The organism is Gordonia sp. SMJS1 (assembly GCF_029866425.1).
Taxonomy (GTDB): domain Bacteria; phylum Actinomycetota; class Actinomycetes; order Mycobacteriales; family Mycobacteriaceae; genus Gordonia; species Gordonia hongkongensis.
Map to the genome: position 1 here is coordinate 3,855,091 of NZ_CP123381.1, position 14,922 is coordinate 3,870,012.

14 protein-coding genes and 1 pseudogene are annotated in these 14,922 nt (G+C 68.7%); 12 read left to right on the plus strand and 3 right to left on the minus strand.

Going from position 1 to position 14,922, the window contains the following annotated elements; all coding sequences use genetic code 11:
- Positions 1-181 precede the first annotated feature (181 nt).
- The 4 genes from QAD21_RS17700 to QAD21_RS17715 all read left to right on the plus strand — a co-directional run bounded on the left by QAD21_RS17700 (position 182) and on the right by QAD21_RS17715 (position 4,912).
- The gene (locus QAD21_RS17700; protein WP_068970088.1) at positions 182-2,041 is read left to right on the plus strand and encodes an acyl-CoA dehydrogenase; all 1,860 of its coding nucleotides are present in this window, start codon (positions 182-184) and stop codon (positions 2,039-2,041) included.
- A 65-nt stretch (positions 2,042-2,106) separates the two neighbouring features.
- Complete coding sequence (locus QAD21_RS17705; RefSeq protein ID WP_065631863.1) at positions 2,107-2,868, plus strand: glucose 1-dehydrogenase; 762 nt, start codon at positions 2,107-2,109, stop codon at positions 2,866-2,868.
- Between the two features lie 30 nt (positions 2,869-2,898).
- A complete protein-coding gene (locus QAD21_RS17710; RefSeq protein ID WP_068970087.1) occupies positions 2,899-3,417 on the plus strand; it encodes a PH domain-containing protein in 519 nt (172 codons plus the stop codon).
- A complete protein-coding gene (locus tag QAD21_RS17715; RefSeq protein ID WP_068970086.1) occupies positions 3,404-4,912 on the plus strand; it encodes a PH domain-containing protein in 1,509 nt (502 codons plus the stop codon). Before QAD21_RS17710 ends, QAD21_RS17715 begins: the two co-directional genes overlap by 14 nt.
- A 25-nt stretch (positions 4,913-4,937) precedes the next feature.
- On the opposite strand, the gene chrA is transcribed toward QAD21_RS17715, so the two are convergent.
- Positions 4,938-6,392 carry a chromate efflux transporter gene (gene chrA / locus QAD21_RS17720; RefSeq protein ID WP_068970085.1) on the minus strand — a complete coding sequence of 485 codons (1,455 nt, stop codon included), beginning with the start codon at positions 6,390-6,392 and terminating at the stop codon, positions 4,938-4,940.
- Between the two features lie 172 nt (positions 6,393-6,564).
- Here chrA and QAD21_RS17725 point away from each other — a divergent pair, with 172 nt between their 5' ends.
- The 4 genes from QAD21_RS17725 (at position 6,565) to QAD21_RS17740 (ending at position 10,158) form a co-directional block, all read left to right on the plus strand.
- Positions 6,565-7,041, plus strand: a complete 477-nt coding sequence (locus QAD21_RS17725; protein WP_068970084.1) for a Chromate resistance protein ChrB — start codon at positions 6,565-6,567, stop codon at positions 7,039-7,041.
- 53 nt (positions 7,042-7,094) lie between these two features.
- A complete protein-coding gene (locus QAD21_RS17730) occupies positions 7,095-7,469 on the plus strand; it encodes a chromate resistance protein ChrB domain-containing protein (RefSeq protein ID WP_280361781.1) in 375 nt (124 codons plus the stop codon).
- 149 nt (positions 7,470-7,618) lie between these two features.
- Entirely contained in the window at positions 7,619-9,451 is a 1,833-nt protein-coding gene (locus QAD21_RS17735) for an FAD-dependent oxidoreductase (RefSeq protein WP_139115424.1), read from the plus strand.
- A 41-nt stretch (positions 9,452-9,492) separates the two neighbouring features.
- The gene (locus QAD21_RS17740; RefSeq protein WP_068970092.1) at positions 9,493-10,158 is read left to right on the plus strand and encodes a TetR/AcrR family transcriptional regulator; all 666 of its coding nucleotides are present in this window, start codon (positions 9,493-9,495) and stop codon (positions 10,156-10,158) included.
- Here the strand turns inward: QAD21_RS17740 and QAD21_RS17745 are convergent.
- Positions 10,089-10,460, minus strand: coding sequence for an NUDIX domain-containing protein (locus QAD21_RS17745; protein ID WP_280359913.1), 372 nt, complete (start codon positions 10,458-10,460; stop codon positions 10,089-10,091). The two genes, QAD21_RS17740 and QAD21_RS17745, sit on opposite strands and share 70 nt — an antisense overlap.
- A gap of 222 nt (positions 10,461-10,682) precedes the next feature.
- Between QAD21_RS17745 and QAD21_RS17750 the strand changes: the two genes are divergently transcribed.
- Positions 10,683-12,392: a nucleobase:cation symporter-2 family protein gene (locus QAD21_RS17750; RefSeq protein WP_068970091.1), complete on the plus strand. Its 1,710-nt coding sequence runs from the start codon at positions 10,683-10,685 to the stop codon at positions 12,390-12,392.
- Positions 12,393-12,420: 28 nt separating this feature from the next.
- Here QAD21_RS17750 and QAD21_RS17755 read toward each other — a convergent pair whose 3' ends face one another.
- Positions 12,421-12,798, minus strand: a complete 378-nt coding sequence (locus tag QAD21_RS17755; protein ID WP_068970082.1) for a cupin domain-containing protein — start codon at positions 12,796-12,798, stop codon at positions 12,421-12,423.
- 156 nt (positions 12,799-12,954) lie between these two features.
- Here QAD21_RS17755 and QAD21_RS17760 point away from each other — a divergent pair, with 156 nt between their 5' ends.
- The 3 genes and pseudogenes from QAD21_RS17760 (at position 12,955) to aroA (ending at position 14,921) form a co-directional block, all read left to right on the plus strand.
- Positions 12,955-13,188, plus strand: a complete 234-nt coding sequence (locus QAD21_RS17760; protein WP_068970081.1) for a hypothetical protein — start codon at positions 12,955-12,957, stop codon at positions 13,186-13,188.
- Entirely contained in the window at positions 13,189-13,572 is a 384-nt protein-coding gene (locus QAD21_RS17765) for a VOC family protein (RefSeq protein ID WP_068970080.1), read from the plus strand.
- 72 nt (positions 13,573-13,644) lie between these two features.
- Positions 13,645-14,921, plus strand: a pseudogene (gene aroA, locus QAD21_RS17770) (3-phosphoshikimate 1-carboxyvinyltransferase).
- Position 14,922: the final 1 nt, after the last annotated feature.

The window sequence follows — 14,922 nt, forward strand, 5'->3', positions numbered from 1 at the left end:
CAGTGCGCGCATCGCACCGGGCGGGTTCGTCGTCGTCTCATAGTGAGACGTACGCCCTGCCGCACCGTGTGACGAACGGGCCGGGGTCTCGCACGCGGGCGCGGCGTGCCGGGGCATGATGGACGGGCGACGGACACATCCGCGTACCAGCGTCCGCCCACCTGAACGACGAGGAAGTGCGATGACCACACCCATGTCCCGGCGGGACCTCGAGTTCCTGCTCTACGAATGGCTCGATGTCGAGGCGCTGACCTCGCGGGAGCGCTTCTCGGCACACTCGCGGGAGACCTTCGACGCCGTGCTCGAACTCAGCGCCGACATCGCGACGAAGTGCTTCGCACCCGCCAACAAGATCGGCGACGCCAACGAGCCCTACATCGGCGACGACGGCAAGGTCGTCCTGCCCGACGAGATCGTCGCCGGCCTCACCGAGTACCGCAAGGCCGGTCTCATCTCGGCCTCCTTCGACGACGAACTCGGCGGCATGCAACTGCCCACCGTCATCCGCCAGGCCTCCGCCGTGTGGTTCCAGGCCGCCAACGCCGCGATGTCGTCGTACAACTTCCTCACCGTCGGCAACGCGAACCTGCTGGCCGAGTACGCCACCCCCGAGCAGCGCGACACCTGGGTCCGTCCCCTCGTCGAAGGCCGCTTCTCCGGCACGATGTGTCTGTCCGAGCCACAGGCCGGCTCGTCGCTGGCCGACATCACCACCAAGGCCGAACCCGCCGGCGACGGCACCTACCGCATCACCGGCACCAAGATGTGGATCTCGGGCGGAGACCACGAACTCACCGAGAACATCGTCCATCTCGTCCTGGCGAAGATCCCCGGCGGCGGCCCCGGCGTCAAGGGCATCTCGCTGTTCATCGTGCCCAAATACCTCGCCGACGGAACACGCAACGACGTCGCGCTCGTCGGCCTCAACCACAAGATGGGCAACCGCGCCACCACCAACACCCTGCTCAACTTCGGCGACGGCACCTTCCCCGTCGACTCCACCCAGACGGCTCCCGGCGCTGTGGACGATCAGCCCGCCCGCTCCGCTCCCGGCGCTGTGGACGATCAGCCCGCTCGCTCCGCTCCCGGCGCTGTCGGCTACCTCGTCGGCGACGAACACCGCGGCCTGTCCTACATGTTCCACATGATGAACGAAGCGCGCATCGGCGTCGGATTCCTCGCCACCGCACTGGGTTACGCCGGGTACCGGGCCTCCCTCGACTACGCGAAGGTGCGTACGCAGGGCCGACCCGTCGACCACAAGGATCCGTCGACCAAACCGGTCCCGATCATCGAACACGCCGACGTGCGTCGGATGCTGCTCGCCCAGAAGTCCTACGTCGAAGGCGCTCTCGCGTTCGGGTTGTATTGCAGCACCCTCGTCGACGAGGCGGCCACCACGACCGACCCCGCCGAACGCGACCGGCTGAACCTGTTGCTCGAGGTACTCACCCCGATCGCGAAGAGCTGGCCCTCCCAGTGGTGTCTCGAGGCGAACAGCCTCGCGATCCAGGTCCACGGCGGATACGGTTACACCCGCGAATTCGACGTCGAGCAGTACTACCGGGACAACCGGCTCAACCCGATCCACGAAGGCGCCCACGGCATCCACGGCCTGGACCTGCTCGGGCGCAAGGTGATCATGCAGGGCGGGGCCGGTCTCGCCGCGCTGGCCGAGACGATCGAGGCCACCGTCGCCCGCGCACGGACTGTCGACGGACTCGACACCCTTGCCGACACGCTGCACGCGGTGGTGGACCGGCTGGTGAAGGTGACCGCGCACATCTGGTCGGCGGGCGACCCGAAGCTGTCGCTGGCCAACGCCACGATCTACCTGGAGACGGCCGGCCACATCGTGATCGCCTGGATCTGGCTCGAACAACTCCTCGCCGCCGACGGCCGGACCGGTGACTTCTACGACGGCAAACGCGCTGCGGCACAGTATTTCTTCCGGTATGAACTACCCAAGACCGGCCCACAGCTCGATCTGCTGACCGCACTCGACCGCACCACCCTCGACGTCGAACCGTCCTGGTTCTGACGCCGATTCCGACTCGACCGGCGCCCCGCGTCGGTCACCGTGCTGAGTACTCAAGGGAGACAACGATGTCCGTGATGGATCTGTTCGACACCACCGGCAAGGTGGTCATCGTGACCGGCGCCTCGTCCGGGCTGGGGGTCTCGTTCGCCCGCGGTTTCGCCGAAGCCGGCGCGGATGTCGTACTCGCCGCGCGACGGGCGGAGAAGCTCGCCGACACCGCTGCCGCCGTCGAGGAACTGGGCCGCAAGGCGCTGGTGGTCCCCGCCGATGTCGCCGACCCCGAGCAGTGTCAACGGGTCGTCGACGCCGCGATGGAGACCTTCGGCAAGGTCGACGTGCTCATCAACAACGCCGGCGTCGGGACCGCGTACCCGGCGACCCGCGAGACCCCCGAGCAGTTCCGCGGCGTCATCGACGTCAACCTGAACGGCTCCTACTGGATGGCCCAGGCCTGCGGGCGGGTGATGCAACCGGGTAGCTCGATCATCAACATCTCGTCGATCCTCGGCATCACCACCGCCGGGCTGCCGCAGGCGGCGTACGCCGCGAGCAAGGCCGGCGTCATCGGCCTCACTCGCGACCTGGCCCAGCAATGGGGCGCGCGCAAGGGCATTCGCGTCAACGCCATCGCCCCTGGGTTCTTCGAGAGCGAGATGACCGACACCTACCAACCGGGATATCTCGACTCCCAGATGCCCCGGGTACTCCTCGGCCGGACCGGACACGGCGAGGAGCTCGCCGCCACCGCGATCTGGTTGTCCTCGGCCGCAGCCGGATACGTCACCGGCCAGACGCTGCCCGTCGACGGCGGCATCACCGTCACCTAGGGCGGGGAACCCACCCCTAGACTGGCGGCAATGGACCCCTCATCTGATCCGACCGTGCCGGTGCACCCGACCCTGCGTGACCCGGTCAACAGTGTCGATCCACGCGCCAAGACCCTGTGGCGCATCGGCCCGCTCGTTCTCGGGGTCCTGGGCGTGGTCGTCGCCGTCGTGGTGGCCGTCGTCGTCGACCAGGCGCGATGGATCGCGGTGCTCGCCGCTGTCGCGGTGGTCGTCGTGACCGTCGCCTGGGTCGCGATTGTCCCGCAGTGGCGCTACCGCTTTCACCGCTGGGAGGTCAGCGATGACGCGGTGTACTCGCAATCGGGCTGGTTCGTCCGGCACCGCGTGATCATCCCGATCGCCCGGATCCAGGTGGTCGACACCGAGGCCGGGCCGATCGAACAGTTCCTCGGGCTGGCGACCCTCACCGTGACCACGGCGTCGTCGGCCGGGACGATCCACATCGCCGGTCTCGACGCGGAGGTCGCACGGACTACCGCCGCCGATCTGACCATTCGCACACAGGCTTTCACCGATGACGCGACCTGAGCCGTTCGCCGTCGACGGGCCGGAGGACTGGCACCGGTTGTCGCCGTGGATGATGGCCGTCAAACCCGTCGAGCTCCTGCCCTCACTGATCCCGGTCGTGATCGCGCTGGTCTTCGCCGGCTCGGGCGCGCCGTTGTTCACCCTGATCGCCACCGCGGTCATCGTGCCCTTCGTGACGGTGGTGCCCTGGCTGACCACGCGCTACCAGGTCACCGATGAGCACGTCCGGGTGCGCAGCGGGCTCGTCACACGTAAGGTCGCGACCGCGCGCCGGGACCGCATCCGCAGCGTCGACCTCACCGCGTCCCCTGTTCACCGCGTGCTGAAACTGCAGAAGGTCAAGATCGGCACCGGAGGGGACGACGAGTCGTCGGCGGTCGTCCTCACCGCACTCACCGTCGACGAGGCGCGGGCGCTGCACGACAATCTGATGGCCACGCGCACCCTGCGGGGACCGTCGGCGCCCGCCGGCACCGACCCCGACGACCCGACCGCCCCGGTGGCGGCCGAGGACCCCACGGTCCTGGCGCGGTTCCAGACCTCGTGGCTGCGCTACTCCCCCTTCTCCGTCGCCGGGCTCGCACTGGCCGCGGGCGCCGCCGGCCTCGCCGCGCAGATCGCCAACGACGCCGGGGTATTCGCGGAGGGGATCGGATTCGCGCGCGATGCCGTCGACTCCATCCGCGAGACCGCAATCGGACTCGTCGTGCTGGGTGCCTGTCTGCTCGTGATCGTCGTCGGCGGAATCCTGTCCGTCCTGGGGTACGTCCTGAACTACTGGAACTTCCGGCTCCTCCGCTCCCCCGACGGGACCCTGCGCACCGAACGCGGACTGCTGACCACCAACGCGATCAGCTTCGACGAACGGCGCATCCGCGGCAGTCACCTCACCGAGCCGGTCCTCATGCGCCCACTCAAAGGCGCTCGCCTGCAGGCGATCGCCACCGGCAGCACCAAGCACCCGCTACTGCTCCCACCGGCACCGATCGACGAGGCGATGCGCGTCGCCGGTCTGGTCACCGACGAACGCACCGAGCTCACCACGCCGCTCGTCGGACACGGCGTCACCGCCGGGCGGCGTCGGATCAACCGCGGATTCCTGTCCGGCGCAGTGGTGTTCATCGCCATCGGCGTCGCGGTACTCACGCGCGCCCTGCCGGCGCCATGGCTGGCGGTGGGGGTCGTCGCCGTTCTCGGCTCGACGGCGCTCGGTGTCGTCCGCGCCCGGCACCTCGGGCATCGGCTGACCTCTCGCTCGGTGGTCATCGCACCGCCGAGCGTCGCGCGGCAACGCGTCGTCGTCGACCGGGACGGTGTGATCGGCTGGGCCAGCCGTACGTCGCTCTTCCAGCGCCGGGCGGGCGTCACCACACTCATTCTCGCCACCGCGGCGGGCGCCGAGCACTACCCTCTCGTCGACGTCGACGAGGAGACCGCGGCCGGCGTCGCCCGTGATGTCTCGCCCGACTGGATCCGCCCGTTCCTCGTGCCCTGACGACACCCGTTCAGGTCAGGGTCGTTCAGGTCAGGGGCAGGCCGACGGCGGCGGCGAGCAGGCCGAGCACCGCGCAGATGCCGAGGGTCCGGAGCACCGACTGCTTGAGCGGATAGATCAGGACGAAGGCGATCACGGTGATCACCACGGCCAACGGACGCAGGGTGTCGAGATGCGGGACCGCGAGGTGCAACGGCCCGGCGGTGACGACCGTGGTGTCCCGGAACAGCGTGTGCAGTGCGAAATACAGTGCGAGATTGGCGATCACGCCGACCACCGCGGCGGTGACGCCGTTCAGCGCGGACGTCAGATGCCGGTTGTTGCGGAGCTTCTCGATGAACGGCGCGCCGAGGAAGATGAACACGAAACTCGGCACGAACGTGACCCAGGTGGTCAGGAGTGCGCCGATGGTCGCCGCGACCCAGGGGTCGAGACCGCCCGGATCGCGATAGGCGCCGAGGAACGCGACGAACTGGACGACCATGATGAGAGGGCCGGGGGTCGTCTCGGCGAGTCCGAGTCCGCGCACCATCTCACCCGGCGTGACCCAGCCGTAGACCTCGACCGCCTGCTGGGCGATGTAGGCCAGGACGGCGTAGGCGCCGCCGAAGGTGATGAGGGCGGTCCACGTGAAGAACGTGCCCTGCTGGGTGAACACACTGCCCGTCCCCGTGGTCGCCACGACGATGCCCATCGGGATGATCCAGGCCAGCGCACCGACACCGAGCACCAACCCGGCGCGACGCCAGCTCGGGGATGCCGTGTGGATCGCGTCGTCGGCGATGATCGGCGCGGGCCCGTCGTCGGCGACCTCCTTCTGGGCAGCGACGACACGGCGGCCGGTCAGCCAGCCCAGGACGCCGGCCACAGCGATGACTATCGGGAATGGGACAGCGAAGACCGCCAGGGCGATGAACGCAGCGACCGCGATCGCGATCTGCACCGGCCCGGTGAGCGCCCGTTTGCTCACCCGCGTGACCGCCTGGGCGACGATGGCGAGCACCGCGGGGCCGATGCCGGCGAACAGGGCCGCCACGATGGTCGTCGCGCCGAAGGCGACGTAGATCGCCGACAGCCCGAGTATCGCGATCACCCCGGGCAGGACGAACAGGATGCCCGCGATCAGCCCACCGGCGGTTCCGTTGAGCAGCCAACCCACGTAGATGGCCAATTGCTGGGCTTCGGGCCCGGGCAGCAGCATGCAGTAGTTGAGGGCGTGGAGAAACCGGCGCTGGCCGATCCAGCGCCGGTCGTCGACCAGTGCTCGCTGCATCACCGCTATCTGACCCGCGGGACCCCCGAAGGTCTGCAGCGAGATCAGGAACCACGCACGGGTCGCGGTCCGCAGCGAGACCCCCGCGGTCGGGTCGACGTGGTCACCCGACTCGACGGCCGCCGACCCTTCGGCCTCCGGCGGACCGTCCGCACGTCTCGACGCATCCGAACTCCCGGGTCGACCGGATCTCTCCGACATCGCCACTCGCACCCCTTCCACCACGCACCAACGTGCCCACGACGCCGCGATCGTGCGGCTCCCAGCAGATGCAACCACGGTTACAATCAGATTGTCCAGAGTTGAACGCGCAGTGAGCGGCGGGCCACGACATCGACCGCTGGTGCATGATCGGATGGCATGCCGAGGAGGTGCTGGAGTGTCCGAAGACTGGGTGATGCTCGTGTATCGGGTTCCCCGAGAGCCGTCGACGCCGCGGATCGCGATCTGGCGCAAACTCCGGAAGTACGGCGCCTATCAGTTGACCGATGGGGTGGTACTGCTTCCCGCGAGCGCCCGCACCCGCGAACAGCTCGAGTGGGTGGCCGAGGATGCGGTCAGCGCAGGCGGATCCGGCGAGGTCTGGTCGGCCGCGCCCACCAACCCGGCCGAATTCGAACGCATCCGCGCCGAACTCCAGCTGGCCCGCGGAGCCGAGTATGCGGAGATAGTCGTCGAGGCGCAGCAGGCGGAAGACCATGCCGACCCCGCGAAACAGCTCGGCGTCCTGCGTCGCAGGTTCCGTGAGGTCACCCGACGGGATCATTTTCCGACCGAGTCGCGCGAGACCGCCCGACAAGCACTTCGCACACTGGCCGACCGACTCCTCGAGACCGAACCGGCGAGGCCGTCGTGAGGTGGGCGACCCGGGCCGGCGTGCACATCGACCGGGCGGCGTGCGCGTGACTGATCCGCCGGTACGTCGATCCCGCCGCCGAGTTCGTCTTCGTCACCAGCGCAGACGAAATCCCCTCGGACGCAACGCCGTTCGACATGCGCGGGGTCGAACTGGGCCATCATGACGGCGACTGCACGTTCGAGACGATCCTGAAACGGTACGAACTCACCGACCCGGTCTTGTGGGCGATCGCAGAGATCATCCACGAAGCCGACATCGAAGACGACCGCTACGACGCTCCGGAAGCGCCGGGCCTCGATGTCGTGTTGCGCGGCCTCTCCCTCATCGGCGACGACGAACACACGCTGTCGGTCTCGGATGCCGTTTTCGACGGTTTGCACGAGTACTTTCGCCAACGCACCCTCACCGGCCGCGAACCGTCGTAGGCAACCGCGGGGCGCGTCGGAGCACCCCGTGAGACGATTCGCCAAAACCGTCCGACCCACTTTGACGCTGTGGTAGACATCACAGCAGATAAGTCAACGCTGACTGTTCTCCATCGCCGCGGACAGTCGTCGACAAAGGGGTCATGGGGATGTCGGACGCCACTTCCACTTCGAACAGCAACTCGCCGAACAGCTTTCCGCGGCGGTCCATGCTGCGCGGATCGGCTGCCGCCGCAGTCCTGGCCGGTACCGCAGTGGCCCTACCGGGCGTCACGGTTCCCTCTGCGCGTGCGGTGCCACGACACGGCACCGGCCGCGGACGCGACGTCGCGATCTTCGGCGGCGGGATGGCCGGCTTGTCCGCGGCGCATGAACTCGTCGAGCGCGGCTTCGGGGTCACGGTCTACGAGCCGTCGCGCCTCGGCGGCAAGGCCTACAGCCACGATGTCCCCGGCACCGCACGGGGTGGTCGCCTCGCTCTCCCCGGCGAGCACGGTTTCCGGTTCTTCCCGGGTTGCTACCAGCACGTGCCGGACACCATGGAGCGAATCCCCGTCGGCAACAGCAACGTTCGTGACCGTCACCTCATCGACGTCGAGTCGGCGGTCGTCGCCTTCGACGACGCCGGGTATGCCCCGACCACCGCCCCGGCATCGATCATGGGTTTCGTCCAACACGCGAACGAGATCGTGACGCTGGACAACCTGCGCAACGCGTTCATGACCGGACTCAAGTTCGTCGTCGATGTGCCGCCTCCCGAACTCGCGTTCTTCGTCACCCGCGAGCTGATCATCGCGACCAGTTGCACCGAACGTCGAATCGGCCAGTGGGAGAACCAGTCCTGGATGCAGTTCGTGAAGTCCAAGGGCAAGTCACGGGCGTATCAGCGATATCTCGTGGGCGCCCTCACGCGAGCGCTCGTCGCCGCGAAACCCGACACCGCCTCGGCACGGACGATCGGCCAGATCGGACTGGCGCTGGCCACCTCGGCGACCGGATTGATCAGCGGATACGACGCCGGGCTCGTCCACGGCGGCGTCGACCGGATCCTCAACCGCCCCACCAATCATGCGTGGATCGACCCGTGGGTGGCCCACCTCCGCGGTCGCGGCGTCCGCTTCGAGATGGGGACCGGCCTGGCGCGACTGAATCTGACGCGCGGCCGGATCAGTGGAGCGCAACTCACCTCCGGCGCCCCGGTCGATGCCGATTGGTATGTCGCCGCGATGCCCATCGATCGCCTCCGTCCGTTGTTGTCGCCCGAGTTGGTCACGGCCGACCCGTCGCTGGCCGGTATCCACGCCCTCAAGGACGACTGGATGGTCGGCATCCAGTACTTCCTGTCCCGGCGCGCCGACATGCCGCCGAGCCACATCGCCGCGCTGGGTACCCCCTGGGCTCTGACCGGCCTGTTCCAGGCCCGCCCCTGGAACGTCGACTTCGCGCGCACCTACGGTGACGGGCGAGTGAAAGATTGTCTGTCCATTGACATCTCGGAGTGGGAGAAGCCAGGCATCCGCTACGGCAAACCCGCCAAACAGTGCACCCGGCAAGAGATCGCGCGGGAAGTGTGGGCCCAGATGAGCCGAGCGATGAACTCGGGGGCCCGGAAGCTCCTGCGTTCGGAGGAGATCGTCACCTGGTCCCTCGACCCCGGGATCACCTGGTCGCCGTCCATCGCCAACGCCACACCGCTCATGGTCAACACCGCCGGCTCGTACAAGAACCGGCCGAACGCCTACACGTCGATTCCGAATCTGTTCATCGGCGGCGACCACGTCCGGAGCAACATCGATCTCGCGACGATGGAGGGCGCCAACGAATCCGGCCGCCGGGTGACCAACGCGATCATCGCCGCGGCCGACAGCCCCGCCCGCGCGGCGACCGTCTTCCCGCTCTGGGAACTGCCGATGCTCGAGCCGCTGAAACAGATCGACCGCGATCGCTACCGCGCGGGCCTCCCGCACATCCTCGACGTGTGAGGCCGCGGGTCATCCGCGCCGTGCCGAACTACGATCCTCGTGTGACCACCTCTCCCGGCGCCCCGCGCGCGCGGCAGCAACGCAGCGGGGTCACGCAGACCCGCATCCTCGATGCCGCGATCCGAGTCCTCGTCGATCGCGGATACGCCGCCGCGAGCACGGTCGCCATCCAGAACGAGGCGGGCGTGAGCCGGGGCCGGTTGTTGCACCACTACCCGTCGCGGGACGTCCTCCTGATGGCTGCGGTCGGACACCTCGCCCGCACCCGCATCGCCGAACTGCCCAGCCACGTCGAATGGCCGGCCGATCCGGTCCAGCGCATCGCGCTGGCCACCGACGTCGGGTGGTCGACGTTCCACCAGCCGTACTTCGTCGCGTCGATGGAGTTGTGGGTCGCGGCGCGGACGAATGCCAATCTGCGGACGGCATTGCTCCCCACCGAACGCGAGATCGGCCAGACCGTCCGGCGCGCGGTCGCCGGGTTCCTCGGTCCCGAGTTGACCGCGTCGCCGCGCTACGCCGCCCTCTACCCGCTGCTCCTGACGAGCATGCGCGGCGCGGCGACCACCTACCTCATCGACCGGCGCGACCCGCTGACCGACCCGCATCTCCCGCTGTGGCGAGACCTGACGCGCACCTACCTCCTCGGTGACGCCGGGTCCGCGGACCCCAGCGCCTCGAGCAGACGGTCGACGAACGGAACCTGAGCGGGGTTGAGCCGGGTCCGCGCGAGATCGACGGAACACCATTCGGCGCGGTCGATCTCGGGGAACGCCTGCATCCGTCCCGACCGCGGTGGCCACATCAGCTCGAACGTGTTGCTGACGACCGACACGACGTCGAGGTCGCCTTCCACGGCGAATCCGATCACCCTCTTGCCGCTCTTCAACCTGACCTCGCCGAGTTCGATCGGCGGGGCGTCGGGCACCGGGCTCCCGATCTCCTCGGCGTACTCACGTCGCGCGGCGGCCCACTCGTCCTCGCCCGGTTCGACGAGCCCCTTGGGCACCGACCACGACCCCGCGTCCGGTTTACGCGCCCAGATCGGACCCCGGGGAACACGAGGAGAACTTCGACGGCAGCGGCACCGTCGCCGACGTCGTCCGGCGATAGAGCAGGATTCCCGCGCTGCGGCGGGAGGCGGTGGCCATCACGGATATATCTTGGCGGAAACGTCGCGGATACACGCTCGCGCCTTCGCGGAAACGTGCGAACCGTAGAACTGAAGACCATGTCGGTTCTCGATGTCGTCAAGAACGGAAGGTCCGCCGCACATCCGGTGGACGAGATCCCGCCGTTCATCAAGCTGTTCCCGCTCGGCCTCCAGCACGTCCTGGCCATGTACGCCGGGGCCGTCGCGGTACCCCTCATCGTCGGCGGCGCGATGGTCGGCGCCGGCCAACTCGAGCAGGGTGACATCGTCCACCTGATCATGGCGGACCTGTTCGTGGCGGGCATCGCGACGATCTTGCAGGCCGTGGGGTTCTGGCGGTTCGGGGTCCGGCTCCCGCTGATGCAGGGCGTCACCTTCGCCGCGGTCGGCCCGATGATCACCATCGGGACCTCGTACGGCATCACCGCCATCTACGGGTCGGTCATCGCGTGCGGGTTGTTCATGATCGCCGTCGCACCGATCGTCGGGAGACTGATCCGCTTCTTCCCGCCGCTGGTCACCGGGACGATCATCCTCATCATCGGGGTGTCCCTGATGCGGGTGGCGGCCGGCTGGTTCGGCGGCGGCACCGCCGCGGGCCCCGACTTCGGCGACCCGAAGAACATCGCCTTCGGATTCCTCACCCTGGCCGTCATCATCGGCATCGAACGATTCGCCCCCGCGGCGATCCGCCGGGTGTCGATCCTGCTCGGCCTGGCGGTCGGCACCCTGATCGCGATCCCGTTCGGCATGACGCACTGGGATCAGGTCGGCGAGTACCCGTGGGTCGGCATCCCGCAGCCGTTCCAGTTCGGCGCACCCACCTTCGAGGTCAGCGCCATCATCTCGATGATCATCGTCGGCGTCGTGATCATGACCGAGACCACCGGCGACATCGTCGCCGTCGGCGAGATCGTCGACCAGAAGATCACCCCGCGCAAGCTGGCCGACGGGATGCGCGCCGACGGCCTGGGCACCGCACTCGGCGGCGTGTTCAACACGTTCCCTTACACGGCCTTCGCGCAGAACGTCGGCCTCGTCGCGATCACCGGGGTCAAGACCCGCCACGTCGCGACCTGCGCCGGCGTGATCCTGGTGGTCCTCGGCCTGCTGCCCAAGATGGCCGCCGTCGTCGAGGGCATACCGCTGCCGGTGCTCGGCGGCGCCGGAGTCGCCCTGTTCGGCATGGTCGCGGCCAGCGGCATCCGGACGCTCGCGAAGGCGAAGCTGAACAACACCAATATCCTGGTCGTCGCGATCTCCGTCGGTGTCGCCATGCTGACCGAGGCCAAGATCTACTACACCGACCGTGAACTCGGCGAGGCGCCGGTCAACGTGGTCCTGGATCTCTACGCCCAGTTCCCCGACTGGTTCCAGACCATCTTCCATTCGGGGATCTCCGCGGGTGCGCTCACCGCGATCGTGTTGAACCTCCTGCTCAACACGCGCAGTGTTTCCGCCGATCCGGTCGACTACCACAACACCGGCGACATCGCGGTGGTCGGTGCACCCGACGGTTCAACCGACCTCTCCGGCGCCGACGGCGTCCGCGCCGCCGCCTTCGACCCACGCGACGCGTTAACGGCCGCCGACCCCGACACCCCGGCCGACACGCTCCGCTACCTGGCCGACCACGACGCGTCGCTGCACCCGTTCATCGTCACCAATCCGGCCACGCCCAAGGATCTGGCCTATCACATCAAGAGCCTCGGCGACCCGAAGGTGTTGCGGCTCTTCGACACCTGGGACGGCTACACCTCGGGCGGGTTCTCGCGGCGCGGTTCGTGACGGGTTCGGTTCGGGCCGTGGTCGGTCGTCACCCGGTCTGCTGCTTGGCGTAGTTGCTGGCGCCGTAGAAGTCCACGAGGACCACGGGTTCGTCGCCGACCACCCAGGCGTCGTGGCCGGACGGCAGGGACGTGATCGATCCCGGCCCGGCGTCGAACTCGGTGCCGTCGGCCATCACGACGTGGATGACCCCGGACACGTGGTACTGGAAGTGCGGTGCCTCGCACAATTCGGTACCGGCGATCGGTTTGACGTCGACCGACCATCGCCAGCCCGGTTCCAGGGTCAGCCGGCCGATGTCCGACGTCCCAACGGTGAGTAGCTCCACCTGCCCGTGCCCGAAGGTGCGTACCTCGTCGGGTTCGGCGAAGTCTCGGTGCTCGGTCCGGTGCTCGATGCTGGTCATGATCCCTCCCGGTGATCGCGTACGAAACGCCCGACCCCGACGACAACGGTAGGCCGCCGACCTTGCGGTTGTACTGCGACGACCGCACGATCGCGCAACGGTCGGGCCGCTCCCGAATCCCGCGCACCGCGCCCGGTTCGGCCTATCGTGGAACCCATGTCCCCCAGTTCTGATCTCGAGCCGATCGACGACGACGGGCGCATCGTCGACCCCGACCTCCCGCACGAGTGGCCGCACGATTCCGCGTTCGCGTTCGGCGATTCGACGCCCATCGGCGAGACGGAACGGCTGGCCCGCGAACGGGCCGCGTACGAGGCCGCGAGCCACGGGAGCGACCTCAACCGCGGACACGCCCTGGGCGGCTCCGCCGGCACCACCGAGGGGCAGTAGATGGAGGTCCTGGCCAGCCGGGTGCTCCTGCTCTCGGCCGATCCCGAACGCCTGCAGGCGTTCTACCGCGAGCGGCTCGGTCTGCCGGTCCACCGCGAGTATCCGGGTGGTGTCGTGTTCTTCGCCGGCAACGGGCTCATCGAGATCTCGTCGCACATGAAGACCGACGAGCCGGCCCCGTCCAGCGATTCGGTTCTCTGGCTTCAGGTCCGGGACGCCGAGGCCGTCGCCGCCGAGTTCCGCGACCGCGGCGTTCCCGTGACCCGCGAGCCGCGCACCGAGCCGTGGGGTCTCATCGAGATGCACGCGACCGATCCCGACGGCCGGACCTTGATCGTCGTCCAGATCCCCGCCGATCACCCGCTGCGCAAAGACACGCGATAGATCGGGAACCCATCGCCGTGGACGCCCCATCGGCGCCGGGGAACGTGAGCACCCCATGACAGACTGGACGCCATGAGTTCCTGGAACGCGCCGACGATCACCAAGGGCGGCCTGGATGCAACCGTGGAGTTGCCGGGTTCCAAGTCGATCACCAACCGCGCTCTCGTCCTCGCCGCCCTCGCCGAGGGCCGTCGACCGTCCGTGGAACCCTCCGGAGCCGCGACACGAACCTGATGCTCGCCGCGCTCGAGGCCCTGGGCGCCGAGATCCGCATCGACCCCGCGAGCGAGACCACGGTCTCGATCGTGCCCGGACCCCTGCGGGGTGCCGCGATCGACTGCGGCCTCGCCGGGACCGTGATGCGGTTCCTGCCGCCGGCCGCGGCCCTGGCCACCGGGCGCGTGGTCTTCGACGGCGATCCCCACGCGCGCGAACGGCCGCAGACCACCATCCTCGACGCGTTGCGCGGGCTGGGTGTCGCCGTCGACGGCGATCGATTGCCGTTCACCATCGACGCTGCCGGCACCGTGCCCGGCGGCGAGGTCACCATCGACGCATCCGGGTCATCGCAGTTCGTGTCGGGGCTCCTGTTGTCGGCGGCCCGGTTCGAGGCCGGCGTCGTCGTCCGGCACGTCGGCGCGGCCGTCCCGTCGACCCCGCACATCGACATGACCGTGGAGATGCTGGCGACGGCCGGCGTCGTCGTCGACACCTCCGAACCGAATGTCTGGCGCGTCGCACCCGGACCGATCGCGGCCGTCGACTGGACGGTCGAGCCCGACCTGTCGAACGCCGCCGCGTTCCTCGCCGCGGCAGCCGTCACCGGCGGTACCGTGCGGGTGCCGTACTGGCCCGCCGTGACCACGCAGCCCGGTGCACGGATCGCGGACGTCCTCGCCGCGATGGGTTGCGCCGTCGAGCACCTCGACGGCACGCTGTCGGTGCGCGGCCCCGAGGTGCTCAAGGCCGTCGACCTCGACCTCCGGGACATCGGCGAGCTCACCCCCACCATCGCCGCGCTGTGCGCGCTCGCCGACGGCGAGTCGGTACTGTCCGGGATCGCCCATCTCCGCGGCCACGAGACCGACCGGCTCGCCGCGCTCACCACCGAGATCACCCGCCTTGGTGGGACATGCGCCGAAACCGGCGACGGACTGCGCATCACCGGCACCGCCGGCTCCCCGTTACGCGGGGGTACCTGGGAGTCCTACGCCGACCACCGGATGGCCACCGCCGGAGCCATTGTCGGCCTGGTGACACCCGGTGTGGTGGTCGCCGACATCGAGACGACGAGCAAGACGCTGCCGGACTTCCCAGGGATGTGGCAGCAGATGTTGGGGCGCGCATGAG

Excerpts from the sequence above, each read along its gene's own strand:
- QAD21_RS17715 (WP_068970086.1), top strand. The coding sequence starts at position 3,404 with ATGACGCGACCTGAGCCGTTCGCCGTCGACGGGCCGGAGGACTGGCAC.
- QAD21_RS17765 (WP_068970080.1), top strand. The coding sequence starts at position 13,189 with ATGGAGGTCCTGGCCAGCCGGGTGCTCCTGCTCTCGGCCGATCCCGAA.
- QAD21_RS17735 (WP_139115424.1), top strand. The coding sequence starts at position 7,619 with ATGTCGGACGCCACTTCCACTTCGAACAGCAACTCGCCGAACAGCTTT.
- QAD21_RS17710 (WP_068970087.1), top strand. The coding sequence starts at position 2,899 with ATGGACCCCTCATCTGATCCGACCGTGCCGGTGCACCCGACCCTGCGT.
- QAD21_RS17755 (WP_068970082.1), bottom strand. The coding sequence starts at position 12,798 with ATGACCAGCATCGAGCACCGGACCGAGCACCGAGACTTCGCCGAACCC.
- QAD21_RS17700 (WP_068970088.1), top strand. The coding sequence starts at position 182 with ATGACCACACCCATGTCCCGGCGGGACCTCGAGTTCCTGCTCTACGAA.
- QAD21_RS17760 (WP_068970081.1), top strand. The coding sequence starts at position 12,955 with ATGTCCCCCAGTTCTGATCTCGAGCCGATCGACGACGACGGGCGCATC.
- QAD21_RS17705 (WP_065631863.1), top strand. The coding sequence starts at position 2,107 with ATGTCCGTGATGGATCTGTTCGACACCACCGGCAAGGTGGTCATCGTG.
- QAD21_RS17750 (WP_068970091.1), top strand. The coding sequence starts at position 10,683 with ATGTCGGTTCTCGATGTCGTCAAGAACGGAAGGTCCGCCGCACATCCG.